Source organism: Arthrobacter sp. TmtSoilC51 (assembly GCF_055388015.1).
Window position 1 is genome coordinate 1,952,377 of record NZ_AP035877.1, and the last position, 18,443, is coordinate 1,970,819.

Sequence of the window (18,443 nt, forward strand, 5' to 3'; positions counted from 1 at the left end):
GGGCACGAAACGTGGCAGCACCGCAGAATTACTTGGCCGTCATCAAGGTCGTCGGCATCGGCGGCGGTGGCGTGAACGCAGTCAATCGCATGATCGAAGTCGGCCTCCGGGGCGTCGAGTTCATCGCCATCAACACTGACGCGCAAGCGCTCCTCATGAGCGACGCCGACGTCAAGCTCGACGTCGGTCGTGAGCTCACCCGTGGCCTCGGCGCCGGAGCCAACCCCGAGGTCGGCAAGCAGGCTGCCGAAGACCACGCTGACGAGATCGAAGAAGTTCTCCGCGGCGCTGACATGGTCTTCGTAACGGCTGGCGAAGGCGGTGGCACTGGTACCGGTGGAGCTCCCGTCGTCGCGCGCATCGCCCGTTCCCTGGGTGCGCTGACCATTGGCGTGGTTACCCGTCCCTTCACTTTCGAAGGCCGCCGTCGTGCGGGCTCCGCTGAAGCCGGCATCGACGCCTTGCGTGACGAAGTCGACACCCTGATCGTCATCCCCAACGACCGCCTCCTGTCCATCAGCGATCGCAACGTCTCCGTCCTGGACGCTTTCCGCTCCGCTGACCAGGTACTTCTTTCCGGCGTCCAGGGCATCACGGACCTCATCACCACTCCGGGCCTGATCAACCTCGACTTCGCGGACGTCAAGTCCGTCATGCAGGGAGCCGGCTCGGCGCTCATGGGTATCGGTTCCGCCCGCGGTGAAGACCGTGCCGTCAAGGCTGCAGAACTCGCCATCGCCTCGCCGCTCCTGGAGGCCTCCATCGATGGCGCACATGGCGTGTTGCTGTCCATCCAGGGTGGTTCAGACCTCGGCCTGTTCGAAATCAACGAGGCAGCCCGCTTGGTACAGGAAGTTGCCCACCCTGAGGCGAACATCATCTTCGGTGCGGTCATCGACGACGCCCTCGGCGACGAAGCCCGCGTCACCGTCATTGCTGCTGGATTCGACGACGTCAAGGCAACCTCTCCGTCCATGGACCAGTCGCGTCCCGCGCAGAACCCCGTGCCCGCCGAACGTCCTGCGGCTCCGAGCACAGCTCCTTCGAATGCAAACGCGCCGCAGCATGCAACTGCCGGCATCGGCGCCGCAGGCCTGAGCAACTGGGGCCAGCAGCGTCCGTCGGCGCTTCCCGCTGACTCAGGCTTCGACGTCGACCTTCCGGCCGTTGTGGAGCCGGACCTCTCGGGCAGCCGCTCGGATGACCTCGACGTTCCGGATTTCCTGAAGTAAGCGGGCTGCGGAGAGTCAATATCCCGTGTTTTGGTGGCGCAATGAAGTACGGCCCGGCGTTTCTGTTGCCTTCACGGACACAGGCGCCGGGAACCTGGCCCTCCATGTGGGGGACAACTCCGCGGATGTGACTGCGCGTCGCGCCCGGTTGGATGATGCGGCAAGCCTCGGCGGCCGTGGCTTTCAGTACATGGACCAGGTTCACGGCAACGAGGTCGCGGTCATTTCGACGTACGGCCCTGGACCCACGGCCGATGCAATGGTCTCCATGACCCGGGGTGTTCAGGCTGCCCAGCCTTTGTCTGTCATGGTGGCGGACTGTGTTCCTGTGGTCTTCGTCGGTGACGCCGGCGATCGCGATCCGGTCATCGCAGTCGCGCACGCTGGCAGGCCTGGTGTAGCCTCCGCCGTTGTCCCTGCCACCATCCAAGAGATGCGCAGGCTCGGTGCCCGGAACATCAGTGCCTGGCTTGGGCCCTCCATCTGTGGCTCGTGCTACGAGGTTCCCGAGCAGCTTCGCGAGGATGTTGCCGCGGTGGTACCTGCTGCGTGGTCGAGGACATCGTGGGGAACGCCGGCCTTGGATCTTCCAGCCGGTGTTCGCTCCCAACTGGCTGAAGGTGGCGTCACCGTTGAGTACTCAGGGGAATGCACCCTGGAAAATGAGTCCCTATTTTCATACCGGCGGAATTCCCGTACCGGCCGATTCGCAGGTTTGGTGTGGAGGCATGACTAGCCTTGGAAGCAACGACGCCTTGCCTGGTGACGCAGCTTCGGATCCCCGCACCACGGAACTCGCCCGGCGTCTTGAGGTGGTCAGCACACGGATCTCAGCGGCAACAGCTGCGGCAGGACGTGAGGATCCGCCGGGGCTGATCGTCGTGACCAAGTTCCACCCGGCAGCGGATGTCCGGAGGCTTGCCGGATTAGGCGTCCGGGACGTAGGCGAGAACCGGGACCAGGAGGCTGCAGCCAAGAGCGCCGAGCTCGCAGACCTGGACGTCCGATGGCACTTCATTGGACAGTTGCAAAGCAAAAAAGCGAAGTCAGTGGCCAAATACGCCTACTCTGTACAGTCCGTGGATCGCCCCCAGGTGATTGACGCGCTGGAAAAGGCAATCTCCCGTGAAAAAGATGCCACCGGGCGAGATGACCTTGAGTGTTACGTGCAGGTCAGCCTGGATGAGGACGCCGGTGCCCACCGTGGCGGCGCCCGGATCTTGGAGGTGGAATCCCTTGCGGAGAAGATCGCTTCCGCGCCCGGACTGAGGCTGGCCGGCTTGATGGCCGTGGCGCCGTTGGGTGCCGATCCCGAAGCGGCGTTTGAAAGACTGGCGGTCATTTCCGCAGCACTCCGGGCTAATTATCCGGACGCAGCCGGGATATCAGCAGGGATGAGCCAGGACCTTGAGGCCGCTATCAAGTTTGGGGCGACACACCTGAGAATTGGCTCCGATATTCTCGGTTCGCGTCCGGCCGTGGGGTAGCGTCAAAGTATTGGAATAACGGGCCGGGGTTCCAATATGTCAAGTCATGGCGGCCCGCCTACTGCAGAAACGATAGGAGTGCACCATGGCTGGCGCTCTGCGCAAGACAATGATCTATCTTGGGCTCGCCGACGGCGATGAACACTACGAATCTGAGCAGGCCGTCGCGCACCACGACGAAGAACGCCCCCAGGCACAGGACCGGGAAGAGCGCCGAGCTCCTGCACCCGTCCGGGAAGTTGTCCGTGAAATGCCCACTGTTGACGCCGAAGAGGAATACCGCGCACCCGTGACACCCATCAAGCGTCCGGCGTCGAGCCGCGAAGATGCCTCTGGCTTGAGGCAGATCACCACAGTTCATCCACGTTCCTACAATGACGCCAAGATTATTGGTGAAAGCTTCCGGGATGGCATTCCCGTGATCATGAATGTGACTGATATGGGCGAGGCAGACGCCAAGCGCCTGGTGGACTTCTCCGCCGGTTTGGTTTTTGGCCTCCACGGCAGCATTGAGAGGGTGACGAACAAGGTCTTCCTGTTGTCGCCGTCCTACGTCGAAGTCATCGGGGACGACAAGAAGGCCAGTGAAACCCAGGCCAGCTTCTTCAACCAAAGCTAAGAACGATCGTTGCCAGGATGCCAGGCGGGCCAACCTGCCTGGCATCTGTGTTGCAATAGTAAGGACCGATCGGCGTTGCAAGAGTAGGGACTGATCGGCATTCCGGAACAAGTGGGAGATCTGAGCTAACTCGTGGGCATTGTTTTCGGCCTTATCTATATTGTGTTGTTGCTGTTTTTCATTGCCCTTATCGTCAGGCTGATCTTCGAATGGGTTCAGATGTTCGCCCGTCAATGGCGGCCCCGCGGTGTGGCTTTGGTAACAGCCCATGTTGTCTACTCCGTGACAGACCCACCACTGAGGAGGCTTCGCAGGCTGATACCGCCACTGCAACTGGGCGGTATCTCCCTTGACCTGGGCTTCCTGATCCTGATTATCGCCGTAAGCATTGCCATGGCGGTGAGCAGCAGCCTGGCATAGCTGAGCGGTGATGGCTGTACCGCGGAACCAGGGCCTTACGAATGGTCCGAAGGCCGCAAATTCTCCAATTCAACACGATGGTGTTGAATTGGAGGAACCAGATGATATTTAGGTACCGTAGTTTTGAACGGCCGGAAGGCCTACTGACTAACTAGACCAACGAGGTGACCAGATGGCTTTGACGCCAGAAGACGTTGTCAACAAGCGCTTTCAGCCGACCAAGTTCCGCGAAGGCTACGACCAGGACGAGGTAGATGACTTCCTCGACGAGATCGTGGTTGAACTGCGCCGCCTGAACCAGGAGAACGACGAACTTCGCAAGAAGCTCGGCGAAGCTGGCTCGGCCGTGCCGGCGGCAACTGCTGCGGCTCCGGTCGTCGAGAAGGTTCCGGCCCCGGTCAAGGTGGACAAGGAAGCCGAGGCCAAGGCGGAAGCCGAGGCCAAGGCTGCTGAAGCTGCCAAGAAGAAGGAAGCCGAGCAGGCCGCTGCGGCTGCCAAGGCACCTGCACCCAGCAACGGTGTTACGCCTTCCGCTGAGTCCGCTGCAGGCCTGCTGGCCATGGCGCAGCAGATGCACGACAAGCACGTTGCCGACGGTGCACAGCAGAAGGAAAAGATCATCGCTGAGGCGCAGATCGAGGCTTCCAGCCTGGTCAACGACGCCCAGGAGAAGTCCCGCAAGATCCTTGGCGCCCTTGAGCAGCAGCGCTCGGTCCTCGAGCGCAAGGTTGAGCAGCTCCGTGGCTTCGAACGCGACTACCGCTCGCGCCTGAAGGCCTACATCGAGGGCCAGCTGCGCGACCTCGACGCCCGTGGTTCCGTCGCTGCCCCTGAGGTCGGCGAAGCAACCGCTGACGTTTAGCAAGTATTCTGAAAGCCGGTGGCTGAGGTCTCCTCTGCCACCGGCTTTTGCTGTTAACGCCCTGGCAGCAACCCGCAACGCTCCACGAACGAAAGCACTATGACCGACGACCTCACCGACGACGCATCGCGGCCGGCACTGCCCGTCCGACGCAAATGGCGTCCTGCAATGCTCTGGCTCTTTGCCGGCTTCGCAGTTTTTGCCTACACCTTTGACCAGCTCACCAAGCTCTGGGTGACCAGCACCATGACAGAAGGCGAGCGTATTCCAGTGCTGCCACCACTGCTGCACTGGTACTACATCCGGAATTCAGGGGCAGCCTTTTCCATTGGTGAAAATGTCACGTGGATCTTCACGATCGTCATGGCCGGCGTTTCCGTGGCCATCCTGTTCCAGTTGCGGCGGCTGGGTTCCGCCTGGTGGGCTTTGTCGCTAGGGCTTCTGCTCGGCGGAGCATTGGGAAACCTGACTGATCGGCTGTTCCGTGAACCGTCCTTCGCCATGGGCCACGTGGTGGACTTCATCCAGGTACCCAACTTTGCCATCTTCAACATCGCCGACTCAGCCGTGGTGTCCGGCGTCGTCATCATTTGCCTGCTGACCCTGCGGGGAGTTGGCATGGACGGCACCCGGCAACTTGCCACGCCTAAGCCGGACAAGCCAGCCAAGCCAGCCCAGCCTGCTGCTGGCTCCAGCGAGGAGCCTGTCGGTGAGTGAACCACTTGTGGTGCCCGAAGAACTTGCTGGAGCACGGGCTGATGCCGGATTGGCGAAGTTGCTGGACATTTCCCGTTCGGCTGCGGCGCTGCTCATTGCCGAAGGCAATGTCACCAGCGGCGGCCTGGCTGTTGGCAAGTCAGCAAAGCTTGTTGCCGGTGCGGTGTTGGACGTCACGGTTCCTGAGCGGCCGGATCCCCTGGAAGTCGTGGAGGAAGTTGTGGAAGGCCTGAAGATCCTGCTGGATGACGAGGAATTCGTCGTCATCGATAAACCTGTGGGAGTGGCAGCGCATCCATCGCCCGGCTGGGTTGGGCCCACAGTGGTGGGTGGCCTCGCCGGAGCTGGCTACCGTATTTCCACGTCAGGCGCACCCGAGCGCGCGGGCATCGTCCACAGGCTCGACGTCGGCACTTCCGGCGTGATGGTCGTGGCCAAGACCGAGCACGCCTACACGGTGCTCAAACGGGCTTTCAAGGAACGTACGGTGGACAAGGTCTACCATGCGGTTGTGCAGGGGCTTCCCGATCCCCTTGAGGGCACCATCGATGCCCCGATCGGACGCCACCCCGGACATGACTGGCGCTTTGCGGTGATCGAAGACGGACGGCCGTCGGTGACGCACTATGAGGTCCTGGAGGCTTTCGGTAAAGCCACCTTGGTGGAGGTCCACCTGGAAACGGGCCGTACCCACCAGATCCGGGTCCACTTCTCCGCCTTGCGGCACCCCTGCGCAGGCGATCTCACCTATGGTGCCGACCCCCGGCTCGCGGCCAACCTGGGGCTCACCCGGCAGTGGCTTCACGCCCGGCAACTTGGCTTCGCGCACCCCCGCACTGGCGAATGGGTGGAAGTCACAAGTGACTATCCGCCGGACCTGCAGTACGCCCTGGACCTGCTGGCAACAGGCTCAGCCTAGGCAACGTTTCCGGGCCAGGAGGGTCCAAGGGTCCACATTTTGTCGGGGCCAGGACGGTAGACTGTCGTGGTGACTTCCAGCAATGATTCGTTCGTCCACCTGCACACCCACACTGAATACTCCATGCTGGATGGAGCGGCGCGCCTGGGTGAGCTGTTCGATGAAACGGAACGCCTGGGCATGCCGGCCCTGGCGACCACGGACCACGGTTACCTCTTCGGTGCCTTCGACTTTTGGCGCAAGGCCACGGACAAGGGCATCAAGCCGATCATCGGCGTAGAAGCCTACGTGACGCCCGGAACTGCGCGGGGGGACAAAGAACGTGTCCGCTGGGGAGATGAAAGCCAGCGCAAGGACGACGTCTCCGGTGGTGGCTCCTACACCCATATGACGCTCCTGAGCTACAACAACGTGGGCATGCGGAACCTGTTCCGGGCCTCGTCCATTGCTTCGCTGGATTCTGTTTTTGGTAAGTGGCCCCGGCTGGATCGGGAATTGCTCAATACGTACTCCGAGGGGCTCATTGCCACTACCGGCTGCCCGTCCGGCGAAGTCCAGACCCGCCTGAGGCTTGGGCAGTACCGCGAAGCGCTGGAGGCTGCAGCGGAATTCCGGGACATCTTTGGCGCGGAGAACTATTTCTGTGAACTGATGGACCACGGCCTGGACATTGAACGCCGCGTCACAGGAGACCTCCTGCGGCTGGCCAAGGACCTGAACCTTCCTTTGGTAGCCACTAACGACCTCCACTACACGCACGAGCACGATGCCAAAGCACACGAGGCACTGCTGGCTATTCAGTCCGGTTCCACGCTCCTTGAGCCCACCTACGATAATGGCGGGTCCAGGTTTGCATTCTCCGGCAGCGGTTACTACCTGAAATCTCCGCAGGAGATGCGTGAGCTTTTCCGCGACCACCCGGATGCCTGCGACAACACGTTGCTCATCGCAGAGCGCTGTGAAGTGTCCTTCAACACCGATGCCAACTACATGCCCCGCTTCCCTTGCCCGCCCGGCGAGGACGAAACCTCCTGGCTGGTCAAGGAAGTGGACAAGGGGTTGGCGTACCGCTATCCGCAGGGTGTGCCGGACAAGGTGCGCAAGCAAGCCGACTACGAGCTCGAGGTCATTACGTCCATGGGCTTCCCCGGGTACTTCCTGGTGGTTGCCGACTTCATCAACTGGGCCAAGAATAACGGGATCCGTGTTGGTCCGGGACGTGGTTCCGGTGCGGGCTCCATGGTCGCCTATGCCATGCGAATTACTGACCTTGATCCGCTCCAGCACGGCCTGATCTTCGAGCGCTTCCTGAACCCGGACCGTGTCTCGATGCCTGACTTCGACGTCGACTTCGATGATCGCCGCCGATCGGAAGTCATCGACTACGTCACCAAAAAGTATGGTGACGAGCGCGTGGCCATGATCGTCACGTACGGAACCATCAAGACCAAGCAGGCGCTCAAGGACTCTTCCCGCGTCCTGGGGTATCCGTTCAGCATGGGTGAGCAGCTGACCAAGGCGCTCCCGCCCGCGGTCATGGCCAAGGACATTCCCCTCGCAGATATCCAAAACCCCGAGTCGAAGCGATACAGCGAGGCAGGAGACTTCCGGCAGCTCATCGCCACGGACCCCGAGGCCGCCAAGGTCTTCGAGACTGCACTGGGCATCGAAGGACTTAAGCGCCAATGGGGTGTCCACGCGGCTGGCGTCATCATGTCCTCGGACCCCATCATCGATGTCATCCCCGTCATGCGCCGGTTCCAGGACGGCCAGGTCATTACCCAGTTCGATTACCCAACGTCCGAGGGCCTTGGCCTGATCAAGATGGACTTCCTGGGACTCCGAAACCTCACGATCATTTCGGACGCCCTGGAAAACATCAAGATGAACCGCGGCGTGGACCTGGACCTGGAAAACCTGGAACTCGACGACGCCGCTTCCTACGAACTCCTTGCACGGGGAGACACCCTGGGGGTTTTCCAGCTCGATGGCGGACCTATGCGGTCCCTCCTCAAGCTGATGAAGCCTGACAACTTTGAAGACATCTCGGCTGTCCTGGCGCTGTACCGCCCGGGACCCATGGGTGCCAACGCCCACACGGATTACGCCCTCCGCAAGAACGGGATCCAGGAAGTCGTTCCCATCCACCCGGAGCTCGCTGAGCCGCTGGAAGACATCCTGGGTGGAACCTTCGGGCTGATCGTGTACCAGGAACAGGTTATGGCGGTGGCGCAGAAGCTTGCAGGCTACTCACTGGGCCAAGCCGACATCCTCCGCCGTGCCATGGGCAAGAAGAAGAAGTCGGAGCTGGACAAGCAATTCGCGGGCTTCTCGCAAGGCATGCAGGACAACGGCTACTCCATGGCGGCCGTCAAGACTCTTTGGGACATCCTGCTGCCGTTCTCCGACTACGCCTTCAACAAAGCGCACTCGGCCGCCTACGGTGTCATTTCCTACTGGACGGCCTACTTGAAGGCGCACTATGCCCCCGAGTACATGGCTGCCCTTCTGACCTCCGTGGGCGATGACAAGGACAAGTCCGCTATCTACCTCAACGAGTGCCGCCGCATGGGCATCACCGTTCTTCCGCCGGACGTCAATGAATCCTCGTTGAACTTCACGCCTGTGGGCCAGGATATCCGCTTCGGCATGGGCGCCATCCGCAACGTTGGAGTGAACGTGGTGGAAGCCATGGTCGCTGCCCGGACCACGGAAGGCAGCTACACATCCTTCAAGGACTTCCTGATGAAGGTTCCTGCCATTGTCTGCAACAAGCGCACCATCGAATCCTTGATCAAGGCTGGTGCCTTCGATTCATTGGGACACCACCGCCGCGCTTTGGCCATGATCCATGAAGAGGCCATCGACTCCGTCATCACGCTCAAGCGGAACGAGGCAATCGGCCAGTTCGACCTCTTCGCCGGCTTCGAGGACCAGGAACCTGAAGCTTCCCTGACCACGGAGATCCCGGACCTTCCGGAATGGGAGAAGAAGGACAAGCTGTCCTTCGAGCGCGACATGCTGGGACTCTATGTTTCGGACCACCCCTTGCAGGGGTTGGAAGGCGTCCTTAGCCAGCATGCAGAGCAGTCCATCACGTCTATCATCGCCGAGGACGGACCGCACGACGGCGCGATTGTCACCATTGCGGGCATGATCACCTCGCTGAGCCGCAGGATCGCGAAGGCAAGCGGCAACGCCTATGCCCGTGCAGAGATCGAGGACCTGGGCGGATCCATGGAGGTCATGTTCTTCGGCCAGGTGTACGGACCCATCGCCTCCGTCCTGGCTGAGGACCTGATAGTGGTGGTCAAGGGCCGCCTGCAGCGCAGGGATGATGGAGCCGTAACGCTGAACTGTATGGAGCTCTCGGTGCCGGACCTTAGCGAAAGCGTGAATGGCCCGGTGGTGATAACCATTCCATCGTTCAAGGCTACCGAGGCAGTGGTCACGGATCTTCGGGACGTCCTGCGAACACATCGGGGCAACTCCGAGGTCCGCCTCAAGCTTATGGGGGATACCAAAGTTGAGGTTATGGGCCTTCCCGTTCATATGCGGGTCAATCCAAGTCCGTCCCTCTTCGGTGACCTGAAAGTCTTGTTGGGCCCGGCCTGCCTGGATAATTAGCCCACCCGGAATTTACCCCACCAGAATTTTGAAACCGGCCAGAGCCCGGAAGAAGGTTGAATATCCGGAAGAGGGCTAGATTTCGTAGTCCAGGGGTGTCGGCTGACTATAGCCGCCGCCGTGATACAGCAGGGGAGTGCCGTCATCGCCCACCTGGCCGTCCACGACTTCTACTACCACCACTGCATTGTTCTCGAACGACAACCTCATTTGGATCTTTCCCACAAGCCAACCTGCGACGTCCTTGAGGATGGGGACATCGTGCGGACCGGGCTCCCAGTGGTCTCCCTCGAAGCGGTCACGTGTCTTTGCGAAGCGATCTGCCAGCGCCTGGTTTTCCAGGCCGAGCATGTGGACGCCGATGTAGTTGGCGTTGGCCACGGCCGGCCAGGAACTTGAGCTCCGGGCCATATTGAAGGTGAAGCGTGGAGGCTCGGCGGACAGGGACGCAACGGAGGTGGCAGTGAAGCCGAAGGGCTTGCCATTCAGGTTGGCTGTGATGATTGCCACCCCGGCGGCATGGCGGCGGAACATTTCCCTGAACGTCTTTTCGAAGCCGGATAGTTCGCTTGCCACGTTGATGAATCTCCTGAACTGGGGTCTGGGGCGTCTTTCTCTCAGGGTATTCCTCCCTGTGCCCCACTTCCCCATTTTAAGGAGCACACGTGAACCTTTGTTAATGTGAGTTCCATGACTGAGTCCACTGTGCACGTTCCCGCGGAGACCGAACCGGCCACCGCAAATCCCAGGCGTTCCAGCGAGGCTCTGTGGCTTGTCCTGCCAGCGGCCTCGGGTGTGGTGGTGGGCATTCTCTGGTGGATCCTGGCGCCGGGCGGGCTCAACCTGCTATCCGGCAATCCTGCGCTGGCCAATCCCGCAAACCCTGATTCATGGCTGCCCCGTGACTTGGTCCTCGCCGGGTTGATGCTGGTGGCGGGATGTGTCACGGGCCTTTTGCTCGACGGAAAGCTTCAGGGGGCTGGAGCGGGACGGCGGTTTGCGTTTGCACTGGTAGGCGGCGCTGCCGGCGCAGTCGTCGCTTGGCTGCTTGGCTTGTTAGCGGCGCAGCTTTGGGGCACAGCTCCGGACCCTTCCCAGGGCACGGACTCCGGCTTCACCCTTCGCTCCTACGCCGTTCTCGTGTTGTGGCCAGGAGCGATCGCCTTCGTAACGTTCGTACTGGCCCTGTTCGGGGTTCTTTCGGGGAAACCCGTAAAATAGCCGGGTGACCACTTCTTCGGATAGTTCCGCCATTGCCTCTGCGTCCTTGAATTTCCGCAGCATCGATTTCCGCGGCCGCCAACTCTCCCTGGCTGAGCTGCGCGCTGCGGTACCCAGGGCGAAGCATCAGACGATGGCAGATGCGGAGCAGAGGGTCTTGGACATTATTGGAGCTGTCCGCAGCCGCGGCTTTGCCGCGCTGACTGAACTTGCAAGGAACTTCGACGGCGTTGAGCAGTCCCACCCGCGCGTGCCCGCGGAGGCGCTAGCCAAGGCCCTGGCCGACATTGATCCCACTGTCCGCGCAGCGCTGGAAGAGTCGATCAGCCGTGCCAAGCAGTTCGCCGATCAGCAGCGTCCAGCCAATGTTGACGTCGCTTTGGCTGATGGGGCAGTTGTCAGCCAGAACTGGATTCCCGTGGGGCGCGTTGGGCTGTACGTCCCCGGCGGCCTGGCGCCCTTGGCCTCGTCGGTGATCATGAATGTTGTTCCGGCGGTCGCTGCAGGCGTCGAATCCATCGCCTTGGCATCCCCGCCCCAAAAGGACTTCGGCGGGCTCCCGCACCCCACCATCCTTGCTGCGGCGGCTCTGCTGGGGATCGACGAGGTCTACGCAATTGGTGGCGCCCAGGCAATCGTTTCGTTTGCTTACGGCATCCCGGGTTCGGAGGGAGAACCTCCTATCGAACCTGTGGATCTCGTCACGGGACCCGGCAACATCTTCGTCGCCACTGCCAAGAGGCTGGTGAAGGGAATCGTAGGTATCGATTCCGAGGCCGGAACCACCGAAATCGCTATCCTGGCCGATTCCACGGCCCAGCCCGCCCTGGTGGCTGCCGACCTCATCAGCCAGGCCGAGCACGATCCGAAGGCCGCTTCCGTCCTGGTGACGGACTCAGCTGAACTGGCAGACGCCGTCGTGGGTGAATTGGCGCGCCAGGTGGCCGCCACGAAGCACACCGCGCGCGTCCTTGAGGCACTCTCGGGGCCGCAATCGGGCGTGGTGCTGGTGGATGACCTGGAACAGGGGATAGCGGTATGCAACGCCTATGCCGCAGAACACCTTGAGATCATGACGGCGGAAGCCCCCGCTGTGGCGGCCCGGATCCGCAACGCGGGCGCCATCTTCGTTGGGGACTACAGCCCGGTGAGCCTTGGCGACTACTGTGCCGGATCCAATCACGTGCTGCCTACCAGCGGCACGGCGGCCTTCTCCTCGGGACTGAACGTCACCACCTTCCTGCGCGCGGTGCAGGTCATCAACTACAACCGCGCCGCGCTGGAGCAAGTCAGCGGCCACATCGTGAGTTTGGCTGGCGCCGAAGACCTTCCGGGCCACGGAGATGCGGTCAGGATCCGCTTCAAGGAGCAAAGCTGACGGGGAACCAACACGAAGGTGCCAGGGAACCAACACCAAGCTAAACGGGACCTGACCACTATATGTACGGGTCGGTAGTACTACATGTAGTAATTACACGCTTGTCATTAGGGTGTCATCGAACGTAAACTGGTGCCGGAAGAGAATCTTCCGGCACCTTTGCGTTTCCGGCACCTGCCGGTGGGACGCGGGCCGGAGCTGATCAGGGGAGGCCCAGCGTGTACTGTCCGTTTTGCCGGAATCCTGACTCGCGCGTCGTTGACAGCCGCATGGCCGACGACGGAACTTCCATCCGGCGCCGCCGGCAATGCCCCGAATGCGGGCGCCGCTTCACCACTGTGGAAACCACCAGTCTGTCCGTCATCAAGCGCTCAGGAGTCGGCGAGCCCTTCAGCCGGATCAAGGTCATCAGCGGCGTGCGGAAAGCGTGCCAAGGCCGCCCTGTTACAGAAGACGACCTCGCCATGCTGGCGCAGGAAGTCGAGGAGAACATCAGGTCTTCGGGCGCTGCCGAAATCGACGCCCACGAGGTAGGCCTGGCCATTCTCGGTCCATTGCGGAAGCTGGATGAGGTGGCCTACTTGCGCTTCGCGAGCGTCTACCAGGCGTTCGAGTCGCTGGAAGACTTCGAATCCGCAATCTCCTTGCTACGGCACGAGGCCGAGGCCCACGGCAAAGCGGGGGCCAAGGAAGCCAAGGGCTCCGAAAAAAGCCAACTCTAGCGTCCGCCGGAAACGGGGAGGATTGCCCCCGTGATGTATCCGGCGTCGCCGGACATCAACCACATGACGGCCGCTGCGATTTCTTCAGGTTCAGCGCCCCGGCCCATGGGGATGGTCGGGTTGAGTCGCTCTACGCGGTCGGGCATTCCTGCGGCGGCATGGAGTCCAGTGTTGGTGCTGCCCGGAGCGACCGCGTTGACACGAATGCCCTGCTTGGCCACTTCCGCAGCCAGGCCCACCGTCAAGACATCCACGGCACCCTTGGACGCAGCGTAGTGAACCCATGTCCCGGGGGAGCCGGCCTTTGTGGCCGTCGACGAGATGTTGATGATGGAGCCACCCGGGCCGCCATTGTCCGTGGACAGTCTTCGGACGGCTTCCTGGCACATGAAAATCATGCCTGACACATTCACGTCAATGACGCGCCGCACGGTCTCGGCAGGCACGTCCGCCAGTGTTCCAATCAGGTTGCCGGTGATGGCCGCGTTGTTGATGACAGCTGTCAGTGGCCCGCAGGCAGCGGCGGCGTCGAACAAACGCCCGACGTCGGCGGGCTGGCTGACATCGCCCTGCACGGCCAGCGCTTTGCCTCCTTCGGCGAGGATCTTCCCCACCACGTTATCGGCGCCGAGGGCGTCCGAGGAGTAGTTGACGACGACGCCGTACCCTTTCCGGGCGGCAGCCAGCGCTACGGCTGCGCCAATGCCCCGGCTCGCGCCGGTGACGATCGCGATTCCATGTACGGCGTCGTTGTCGATCACGTGGTACTGGTTACTTTGCCAGCTTGTGGTGCAAGGCGACCTCAAGGGCGGCACCAACAATGCCGGCGTCGTTCTTCAACTTGGCGGTGACAATGTTGGTGCGCAATTGCAGGTGCGGGAAGTATTCATCCGAACGCTTGGAGATGCCGCCGCCGATGATGAAAAGCTCGGGGGAGAACAGGAACTCAACGTGCTGAAGGTAGCGGTTGAGCAGGACGCCGTACTCGTCCCAGCTCAAACCGTCGCGTTCGCGGGCCACGGCTGATGCCTTGGTTTCGGCGTCGAAACCGTCCACCTCAAGGTGGCCGAGCTCTGCGTTGGGAACCAATTGACCATTGAAGATGAAGGCTGAGCCGATGCCGGTGCCGAGCGTGATCACCAGGACCGTCCCGTCGACGCCCTCGCCAGCGCCGTAGCGGGCTTCTGCCAGACCCGCGGCGTCGGCATCGTTGATGACCTCAACGGGCCGGCCGAGCCGCTCCGTGAACTTCTTGTCGATGTCGGTGCCAAGCCAGGACTTGTCGACATTTGCGGCAGAGTTGACCACACCATGCTGGATGATGCCCGGGAAGGTGACGCCCACCGGCGAATCTGCGGCAGGGGCATCCGGGCGGCTGGAAAGTTCTTCGACGATCTCCGCCACTACTTCGGCTACTGCCTCGGGGGTAGCCGGCTGCGGCGTGGGAACACGGAAGCGTTCGCCGATCAGCTTGCCCTTCTTCAGGTCGACGATGCCGCCTTTGATGCCTGTGCCACCGATGTCGATTCCGATCAGCGGGGCGTTCTTGTGGGTCTTCTCATCCTTCTTGGACAATGCAATTCCGATCATGGCAGGAGGGGTGGGCATGGCGCAGCCGCCCGGGGGCTGCGATTGACCTTCCGGACAGCTTAGGGAAGGGTCAGGATTTCCGCGCCGGTCTCAGTGACCAGCAGGGTGTGCTCGAATTGGGCCGTGCGCTTGTGGTCCCTGGTTACAACCGTCCAGTCGTCGGACCACATGTCCCATTCGATCGTGCCAAGGGTCAGCATGGGTTCGATAGTGAAGACCATGCCTGCCTCGATCACGGTGTTGTACGCCGGGGCTGCGTCGTAATGCGGAATGATGAGGCCCGTGTGGAATGCCTCACCGACACCGTGGCCAGTGAAGTCCCGCACCACGCCATAGCCGAAGCGCTTGGCGTAGGACTGGATCGCACGGCCGATTACGTTGATTTCGCGGCCCGGGGCCACGGCCTTGATGGCCCGGTTGAGCGACTCCTGCGTACGCTCAACCAGCAAACGGGACTCCTCGTCCACGTCGCCAACCAGGAAAGTGTAATTGGTATCTCCATGCACTCCGCCGATGAATGCGGTGATGTCAATGTTCAGGATGTCGCCATCCTGAACCACCGTGGAATCGGGGATGCCGTGGCAAATGACTTCGTTCAGGGACGAGCAGAGAGACTTCGGGAAGCCGCGGTAGCCCAGTGTGGACGGGTAGGCATTGTGGTCCAGAAGGAACTCATGGCCAACCTTGTCCAGCTGGTCTGTAGTAACGCCGGGCTGGATGTGCTTGCCAACTTCAACGATGGCCTGCGCAGCGATCCTGCTGGCGATGCGGATCTTCTCGATGGTCTCAGCTGACTTCACCTCGGAGCCGGTGAATTTGCTGGGCGCCTTCTTGCCGACGTACTCGGGGCGGGGGATCGACGCCGGGACAGGCCGTTCAGGGCTGATGATTCCCGGAGTGAGCGTGCCGATGGGTGCGGTCGAAGCAAGAGAAGGCATAGATTGATCATATAAGGCACTCAAGAGACGTAAGTAACAAAGAGCGGCCGGGTCCACGTGACTGCGCCAACGTTACGCGTCGGAGGGCCCACGGGACGAGGAGGAGACGTGACGGAGTACTGGTACAACGTCAAGACGCATGAGGTCGAAGAGGACGCCCTGTCCGATTGGACACAGCTGATTGGCCCTTACAAGACCAGGGAAGAAGCCGAGCACGCGTTGGAAAAGGTCAAGCAACGCAACGATGCCTGGGAGGCCCAGGACGACGACTAGAAGGAATGCTCAGGTCCGGGGAATTCTCCGGATCTGACGTCATTTCCAAAGGCAGCGGCGGCATCCGTCAGTGTGGTGCGCAGGTCTGCATACTGCTTGACGAACTTCGCCATCTTGCCGCCCCGCAGTCCGGCCATGTCCTGCCAGACCAGCACCTGGCCCGTTGTGCTCTTGCCGGCTCCGATGCCTACGGTCGGCACGCGCAACGCTGCGTCGACGGCGGCAGCGGTCTCCGCGGGCACCATTTCCATAAGGACGCTGAAAGCGCCGGCGTCCTGCAAGGCGACTGCGTCCTCGATCAGTCGCTGGGCATCATCACCCCGGCCTTGGACCCGGTAGCCACCCAGGGAATGTTCACTCTGGGGTGTGAATCCAATGTGGGCCATGACGGGAATGCCTGCCTGGACCATGGCCTTCACAGTCTCTGCATAGTAGGCGGAGCCTTCGATCTTGACGGCGTGGGCCAATCCTTCCTTGAGGAAGCGGACGCCGGTGGCCACTGCCTGCTCGGTTGAGACCTCGTAGCTGCCAAAAGGCAGGTCCGCCAGGATCAAGGCACGCTTGGCGGAACGGCTGACCGCGCGGCACAGTGGCAGCAGTTCGTCCACAGTGACGGGAAGGCTGGTTTCATTGCCGAAGACGTTGTTGGAGGCAGAATCGCCCACCAGGAGGACTTCGATACCAGCTTGGTCAAAGATTTCAGCGGTGTATTGCTCGTAGGCAGTGAGCATTGCGAAGTGCTCGCCGTTGTCCTTGGCCTGCTGAAGGTGATGTATGCGTACCCTGCTGACCGGCTTCTTACCGCCTGTTGACGGTGCCTGGACCGCCGCTGCGGGACCGGTGCCGTAAGGAGCGGTAAGTTCGGCGGGCGTGGTGGACTCAGGAAGGTTGCTTGGGGCCATGGATAGAGCCTAAGCCGTGCCGACGGCGCCTGCCAGCAGTGTGCCAAGGGTCACCATTTGTAAACGCTGTGTTACGCGGGGCTACTGCGGCGGCAATCCCACCGAATGCTTAGTAGAGTGAAGTCTGAGCTGCCGCGGCTTCAATGATGGGAACCGCGGCATGGACACCGAACCGGAAAAGAGGCCCTATGGACCGCCAGCAAGAGTTCGTTCTGCGGACGATCGAAGAGCGTGACGTGCGCTTCGTACGCTTGTGGTTCACCGACGTCGTGGGTTCCTTGAAATCTGTGGCTCTTGCGCCCGCCGAAGTTGAAGGCGCCTTCGAAGAAGGCCTGGGATTTGATGGTTCAGCGATCGAGGGCCTTGCCCGGGTGTTTGAGTCGGACATGCTGGCACAGCCGGACCCCTCCACTTTCCAGATCCTGCCCTGGCGCGGCGAGACCGAACAAACATCCAGGATGTTCTGCGACATCCTGACGCCGGACGGCGAACCGTCGGCAGCGGATCCCCGCAACGTCCTCAAGCGGACCCTTGCAAAAGCCGCGGATATGGGTTTTACCTGCTACACGCATCCTGAAATTGAGTTCTACCTGCTGAAGTCAAAGGACCTTGGCCCCAACGGTTCGCCGGTTCCCGTTGATGAAGGCGGCTACTTCGACCACGTCCCGGGTGGTGTGGCCCAGGACTTCCGCCGTACCGCAGTCACCATGCTGGAATCGGTGGGTATCTCGGTGGAGTTCAGCCACCACGAGGGCGGCCCGGGCCAGAACGAGATTGACCTCCGGTACGCGGATGCCCTGCAGACTGCGGACAACATCATGACGTTCCGCACGGTCATCAAGGAAGTTGCCCTGCAGCAGGGGACGTATGCAACGTTCATGCCCAAGCCGTTCACTGACCACCCCGGCTCCGGCATGCACACACACTTCTCACTCTTCGAGGGCGACACCAACGCATTCTTCGAGGCCGGCGCTGAGTTCCAGCTGTCCAAGACTGCCCGCCAATTCATCGCCGGTATCCTCAAGCACGCTCCCGAATTCACCGCCGTCACCAACCAGTTCGTGAACTCGTACAAGCGCCTCTGGGGCGGCGGTGAAGCACCGAGCTATCTGAGCTGGGGCCACAACAACCGCTCCGCGCTGGTACGCGTTCCGTTGTACAAGCCCGGCAAGGGCCAGTCGGCGCGCATCGAATACCGCGGCATCGATTCCGCCACCAACCCTTACTTGGCCTATGCCGTCCTTTTGGGTGCCGGCTTGAAGGGCATCGAGGAGGGCTACGAACTTCCGGCAGCTGCCGAAGACGACGTCTGGTCGCTGACCACGGCCGAGCGCAAAGCCATGGGCCACGCCCCGTTGCCTGCCAGCCTTCACGACGCCATCCGGGCAATGGAGGAGTCCGAGCTTGTAGCCCAGATCCTGGGTGAGCAGGTCTTCGAACACTTCCTGCGCAACAAGCGCGCCGAATGGCAGGACTACCGCCTCCAGGTCACGCCGTACGAGCTGCAGCGCAACCTCGGCATTCTGTAGGCAGGGC

At 61.6% G+C, this 18,443-nt stretch carries 19 protein-coding genes; 14 read left to right on the forward strand and 5 right to left on the reverse strand.

Going from position 1 to position 18,443, the window contains the following annotated elements; translation table 11 throughout:
• The first annotated feature begins 11 nt into the window (after positions 1-11).
• The 9 genes from ftsZ (at position 12) to dnaE (ending at position 9,883) form a co-directional block, all read left to right on the forward strand.
• Entirely contained in the window at positions 12-1,232 is a 1,221-nt protein-coding gene (gene ftsZ / locus ACZ5G6_RS08895) for a cell division protein FtsZ (protein ID WP_216922971.1), read from the forward strand.
• A gap of 25 nt (positions 1,233-1,257) precedes the next feature.
• On the forward strand, positions 1,258-1,968 hold the full coding sequence (locus ACZ5G6_RS08900; RefSeq protein ID WP_498690850.1) for a purine nucleoside phosphorylase YfiH/LACC1 family protein: 711 nt from the start codon (positions 1,258-1,260) through the stop codon (positions 1,966-1,968).
• Positions 1,961-2,719 (forward strand): YggS family pyridoxal phosphate-dependent enzyme, encoded by a 759-nt coding sequence (locus ACZ5G6_RS08905; protein WP_498690852.1) that lies wholly within the window; start codon positions 1,961-1,963, stop codon positions 2,717-2,719. Before ACZ5G6_RS08900 ends, ACZ5G6_RS08905 begins: the two co-directional genes overlap by 8 nt.
• 85 nt (positions 2,720-2,804) lie before the next feature.
• On the forward strand, positions 2,805-3,338 hold the full coding sequence (locus ACZ5G6_RS08910; protein ID WP_498690854.1) for a cell division protein SepF: 534 nt from the start codon (positions 2,805-2,807) through the stop codon (positions 3,336-3,338).
• A gap of 132 nt (positions 3,339-3,470) precedes the next feature.
• A complete protein-coding gene (locus tag ACZ5G6_RS08915) occupies positions 3,471-3,758 on the forward strand; it encodes a YggT family protein (protein WP_498690858.1) in 288 nt (95 codons plus the stop codon).
• Positions 3,759-3,930: 172 nt separating this feature from the next.
• Positions 3,931-4,620, forward strand: a complete 690-nt coding sequence (locus ACZ5G6_RS08920; protein WP_223936714.1) for a DivIVA domain-containing protein — start codon at positions 3,931-3,933, stop codon at positions 4,618-4,620.
• A gap of 99 nt (positions 4,621-4,719) precedes the next feature.
• Positions 4,720-5,337, forward strand: a complete 618-nt coding sequence (lspA, locus tag ACZ5G6_RS08925) for a signal peptidase II (protein WP_498690861.1) — start codon at positions 4,720-4,722, stop codon at positions 5,335-5,337.
• Entirely contained in the window at positions 5,330-6,256 is a 927-nt protein-coding gene (locus ACZ5G6_RS08930) for an RluA family pseudouridine synthase (protein ID WP_223936717.1), read from the forward strand. Before lspA ends, ACZ5G6_RS08930 begins: the two co-directional genes overlap by 8 nt.
• A 69-nt stretch (positions 6,257-6,325) precedes the next feature.
• Complete coding sequence (gene dnaE / locus ACZ5G6_RS08935; RefSeq protein ID WP_498690863.1) at positions 6,326-9,883, forward strand: DNA polymerase III subunit alpha; 3,558 nt, start codon at positions 6,326-6,328, stop codon at positions 9,881-9,883.
• 75 nt (positions 9,884-9,958) lie between these two features.
• Here the strand turns inward: dnaE and ACZ5G6_RS08940 are convergent, their stop codons facing one another.
• Positions 9,959-10,459 carry a flavin reductase family protein gene (locus ACZ5G6_RS08940; protein WP_346347162.1) on the reverse strand — a complete coding sequence of 167 codons (501 nt, stop codon included), beginning with the start codon at positions 10,457-10,459 and terminating at the stop codon, positions 9,959-9,961.
• A gap of 114 nt (positions 10,460-10,573) precedes the next feature.
• Between ACZ5G6_RS08940 and ACZ5G6_RS08945 the strand changes: the two genes are divergently transcribed.
• From ACZ5G6_RS08945 to nrdR, 3 genes are all read left to right on the forward strand, one after another.
• Positions 10,574-11,104 (forward strand): hypothetical protein, encoded by a 531-nt coding sequence (locus ACZ5G6_RS08945; protein ID WP_223936726.1) that lies wholly within the window; start codon positions 10,574-10,576, stop codon positions 11,102-11,104.
• A gap of 4 nt (positions 11,105-11,108) precedes the next feature.
• Entirely contained in the window at positions 11,109-12,482 is a 1,374-nt protein-coding gene (gene hisD / locus ACZ5G6_RS08950; RefSeq protein ID WP_498690866.1) for a histidinol dehydrogenase, read from the forward strand.
• Positions 12,483-12,700: 218 nt separating this feature from the next.
• On the forward strand, positions 12,701-13,204 hold the full coding sequence (nrdR, locus tag ACZ5G6_RS08955; protein WP_223936731.1) for a transcriptional regulator NrdR: 504 nt from the start codon (positions 12,701-12,703) through the stop codon (positions 13,202-13,204).
• On the opposite strand, the gene ACZ5G6_RS08960 is transcribed toward nrdR, so the two are convergent.
• From ACZ5G6_RS08960 to map, 3 genes are all read right to left on the reverse strand, one after another.
• Positions 13,201-13,965, reverse strand: a complete 765-nt coding sequence (locus ACZ5G6_RS08960) for an SDR family oxidoreductase (protein WP_223936732.1) — start codon at positions 13,963-13,965, stop codon at positions 13,201-13,203. The genes nrdR and ACZ5G6_RS08960 overlap by 4 nt on opposite strands.
• A 10-nt stretch (positions 13,966-13,975) precedes the next feature.
• Positions 13,976-14,779 (reverse strand): polyphosphate--glucose phosphotransferase, encoded by an 804-nt coding sequence (ppgK, locus tag ACZ5G6_RS08965; RefSeq protein ID WP_275959816.1) that lies wholly within the window; start codon positions 14,777-14,779, stop codon positions 13,976-13,978.
• 74 nt (positions 14,780-14,853) lie between these two features.
• Positions 14,854-15,732: a type I methionyl aminopeptidase gene (gene map / locus ACZ5G6_RS08970; RefSeq protein WP_223936733.1), complete on the reverse strand. Its 879-nt coding sequence runs from the start codon at positions 15,730-15,732 to the stop codon at positions 14,854-14,856.
• A gap of 108 nt (positions 15,733-15,840) precedes the next feature.
• Here map and ACZ5G6_RS08975 point away from each other — a divergent pair, with 108 nt between their 5' ends.
• Positions 15,841-16,005 carry an SPOR domain-containing protein gene (locus ACZ5G6_RS08975; RefSeq protein ID WP_223936735.1) on the forward strand — a complete coding sequence of 55 codons (165 nt, stop codon included), beginning with the start codon at positions 15,841-15,843 and terminating at the stop codon, positions 16,003-16,005.
• Here the strand turns inward: ACZ5G6_RS08975 and panB are convergent.
• On the reverse strand, positions 16,002-16,907 hold the full coding sequence (panB, locus tag ACZ5G6_RS08980) for a 3-methyl-2-oxobutanoate hydroxymethyltransferase (protein ID WP_498690872.1): 906 nt from the start codon (positions 16,905-16,907) through the stop codon (positions 16,002-16,004). The two genes, ACZ5G6_RS08975 and panB, sit on opposite strands and share 4 nt — an antisense overlap.
• A 188-nt stretch (positions 16,908-17,095) precedes the next feature.
• Between panB and glnA the strand changes: the two genes are divergently transcribed.
• On the forward strand, positions 17,096-18,436 hold the full coding sequence (glnA, locus tag ACZ5G6_RS08985; RefSeq protein ID WP_223936741.1) for a type I glutamate--ammonia ligase: 1,341 nt from the start codon (positions 17,096-17,098) through the stop codon (positions 18,434-18,436).
• Positions 18,437-18,443: the final 7 nt, after the last annotated feature.

Excerpts from the sequence above, each read along its gene's own strand:
- ACZ5G6_RS08905 (WP_498690852.1), top strand. The coding sequence starts at position 1,961 with ATGACTAGCCTTGGAAGCAACGACGCCTTGCCTGGTGACGCAGCTTCG.
- ACZ5G6_RS08910 (WP_498690854.1), top strand. The coding sequence starts at position 2,805 with ATGGCTGGCGCTCTGCGCAAGACAATGATCTATCTTGGGCTCGCCGAC.
- ACZ5G6_RS08920 (WP_223936714.1), top strand. The coding sequence starts at position 3,931 with ATGGCTTTGACGCCAGAAGACGTTGTCAACAAGCGCTTTCAGCCGACC.
- lspA (WP_498690861.1), top strand. The coding sequence starts at position 4,720 with ATGACCGACGACCTCACCGACGACGCATCGCGGCCGGCACTGCCCGTC.
- ACZ5G6_RS08945 (WP_223936726.1), top strand. The coding sequence starts at position 10,574 with ATGACTGAGTCCACTGTGCACGTTCCCGCGGAGACCGAACCGGCCACC.
- map (WP_223936733.1), bottom strand. The coding sequence starts at position 15,732 with ATGCCTTCTCTTGCTTCGACCGCACCCATCGGCACGCTCACTCCGGGA.
- panB (WP_498690872.1), bottom strand. The coding sequence starts at position 16,907 with ATGGCCCCAAGCAACCTTCCTGAGTCCACCACGCCCGCCGAACTTACC.
- glnA (WP_223936741.1), top strand. The coding sequence starts at position 17,096 with ATGGACCGCCAGCAAGAGTTCGTTCTGCGGACGATCGAAGAGCGTGAC.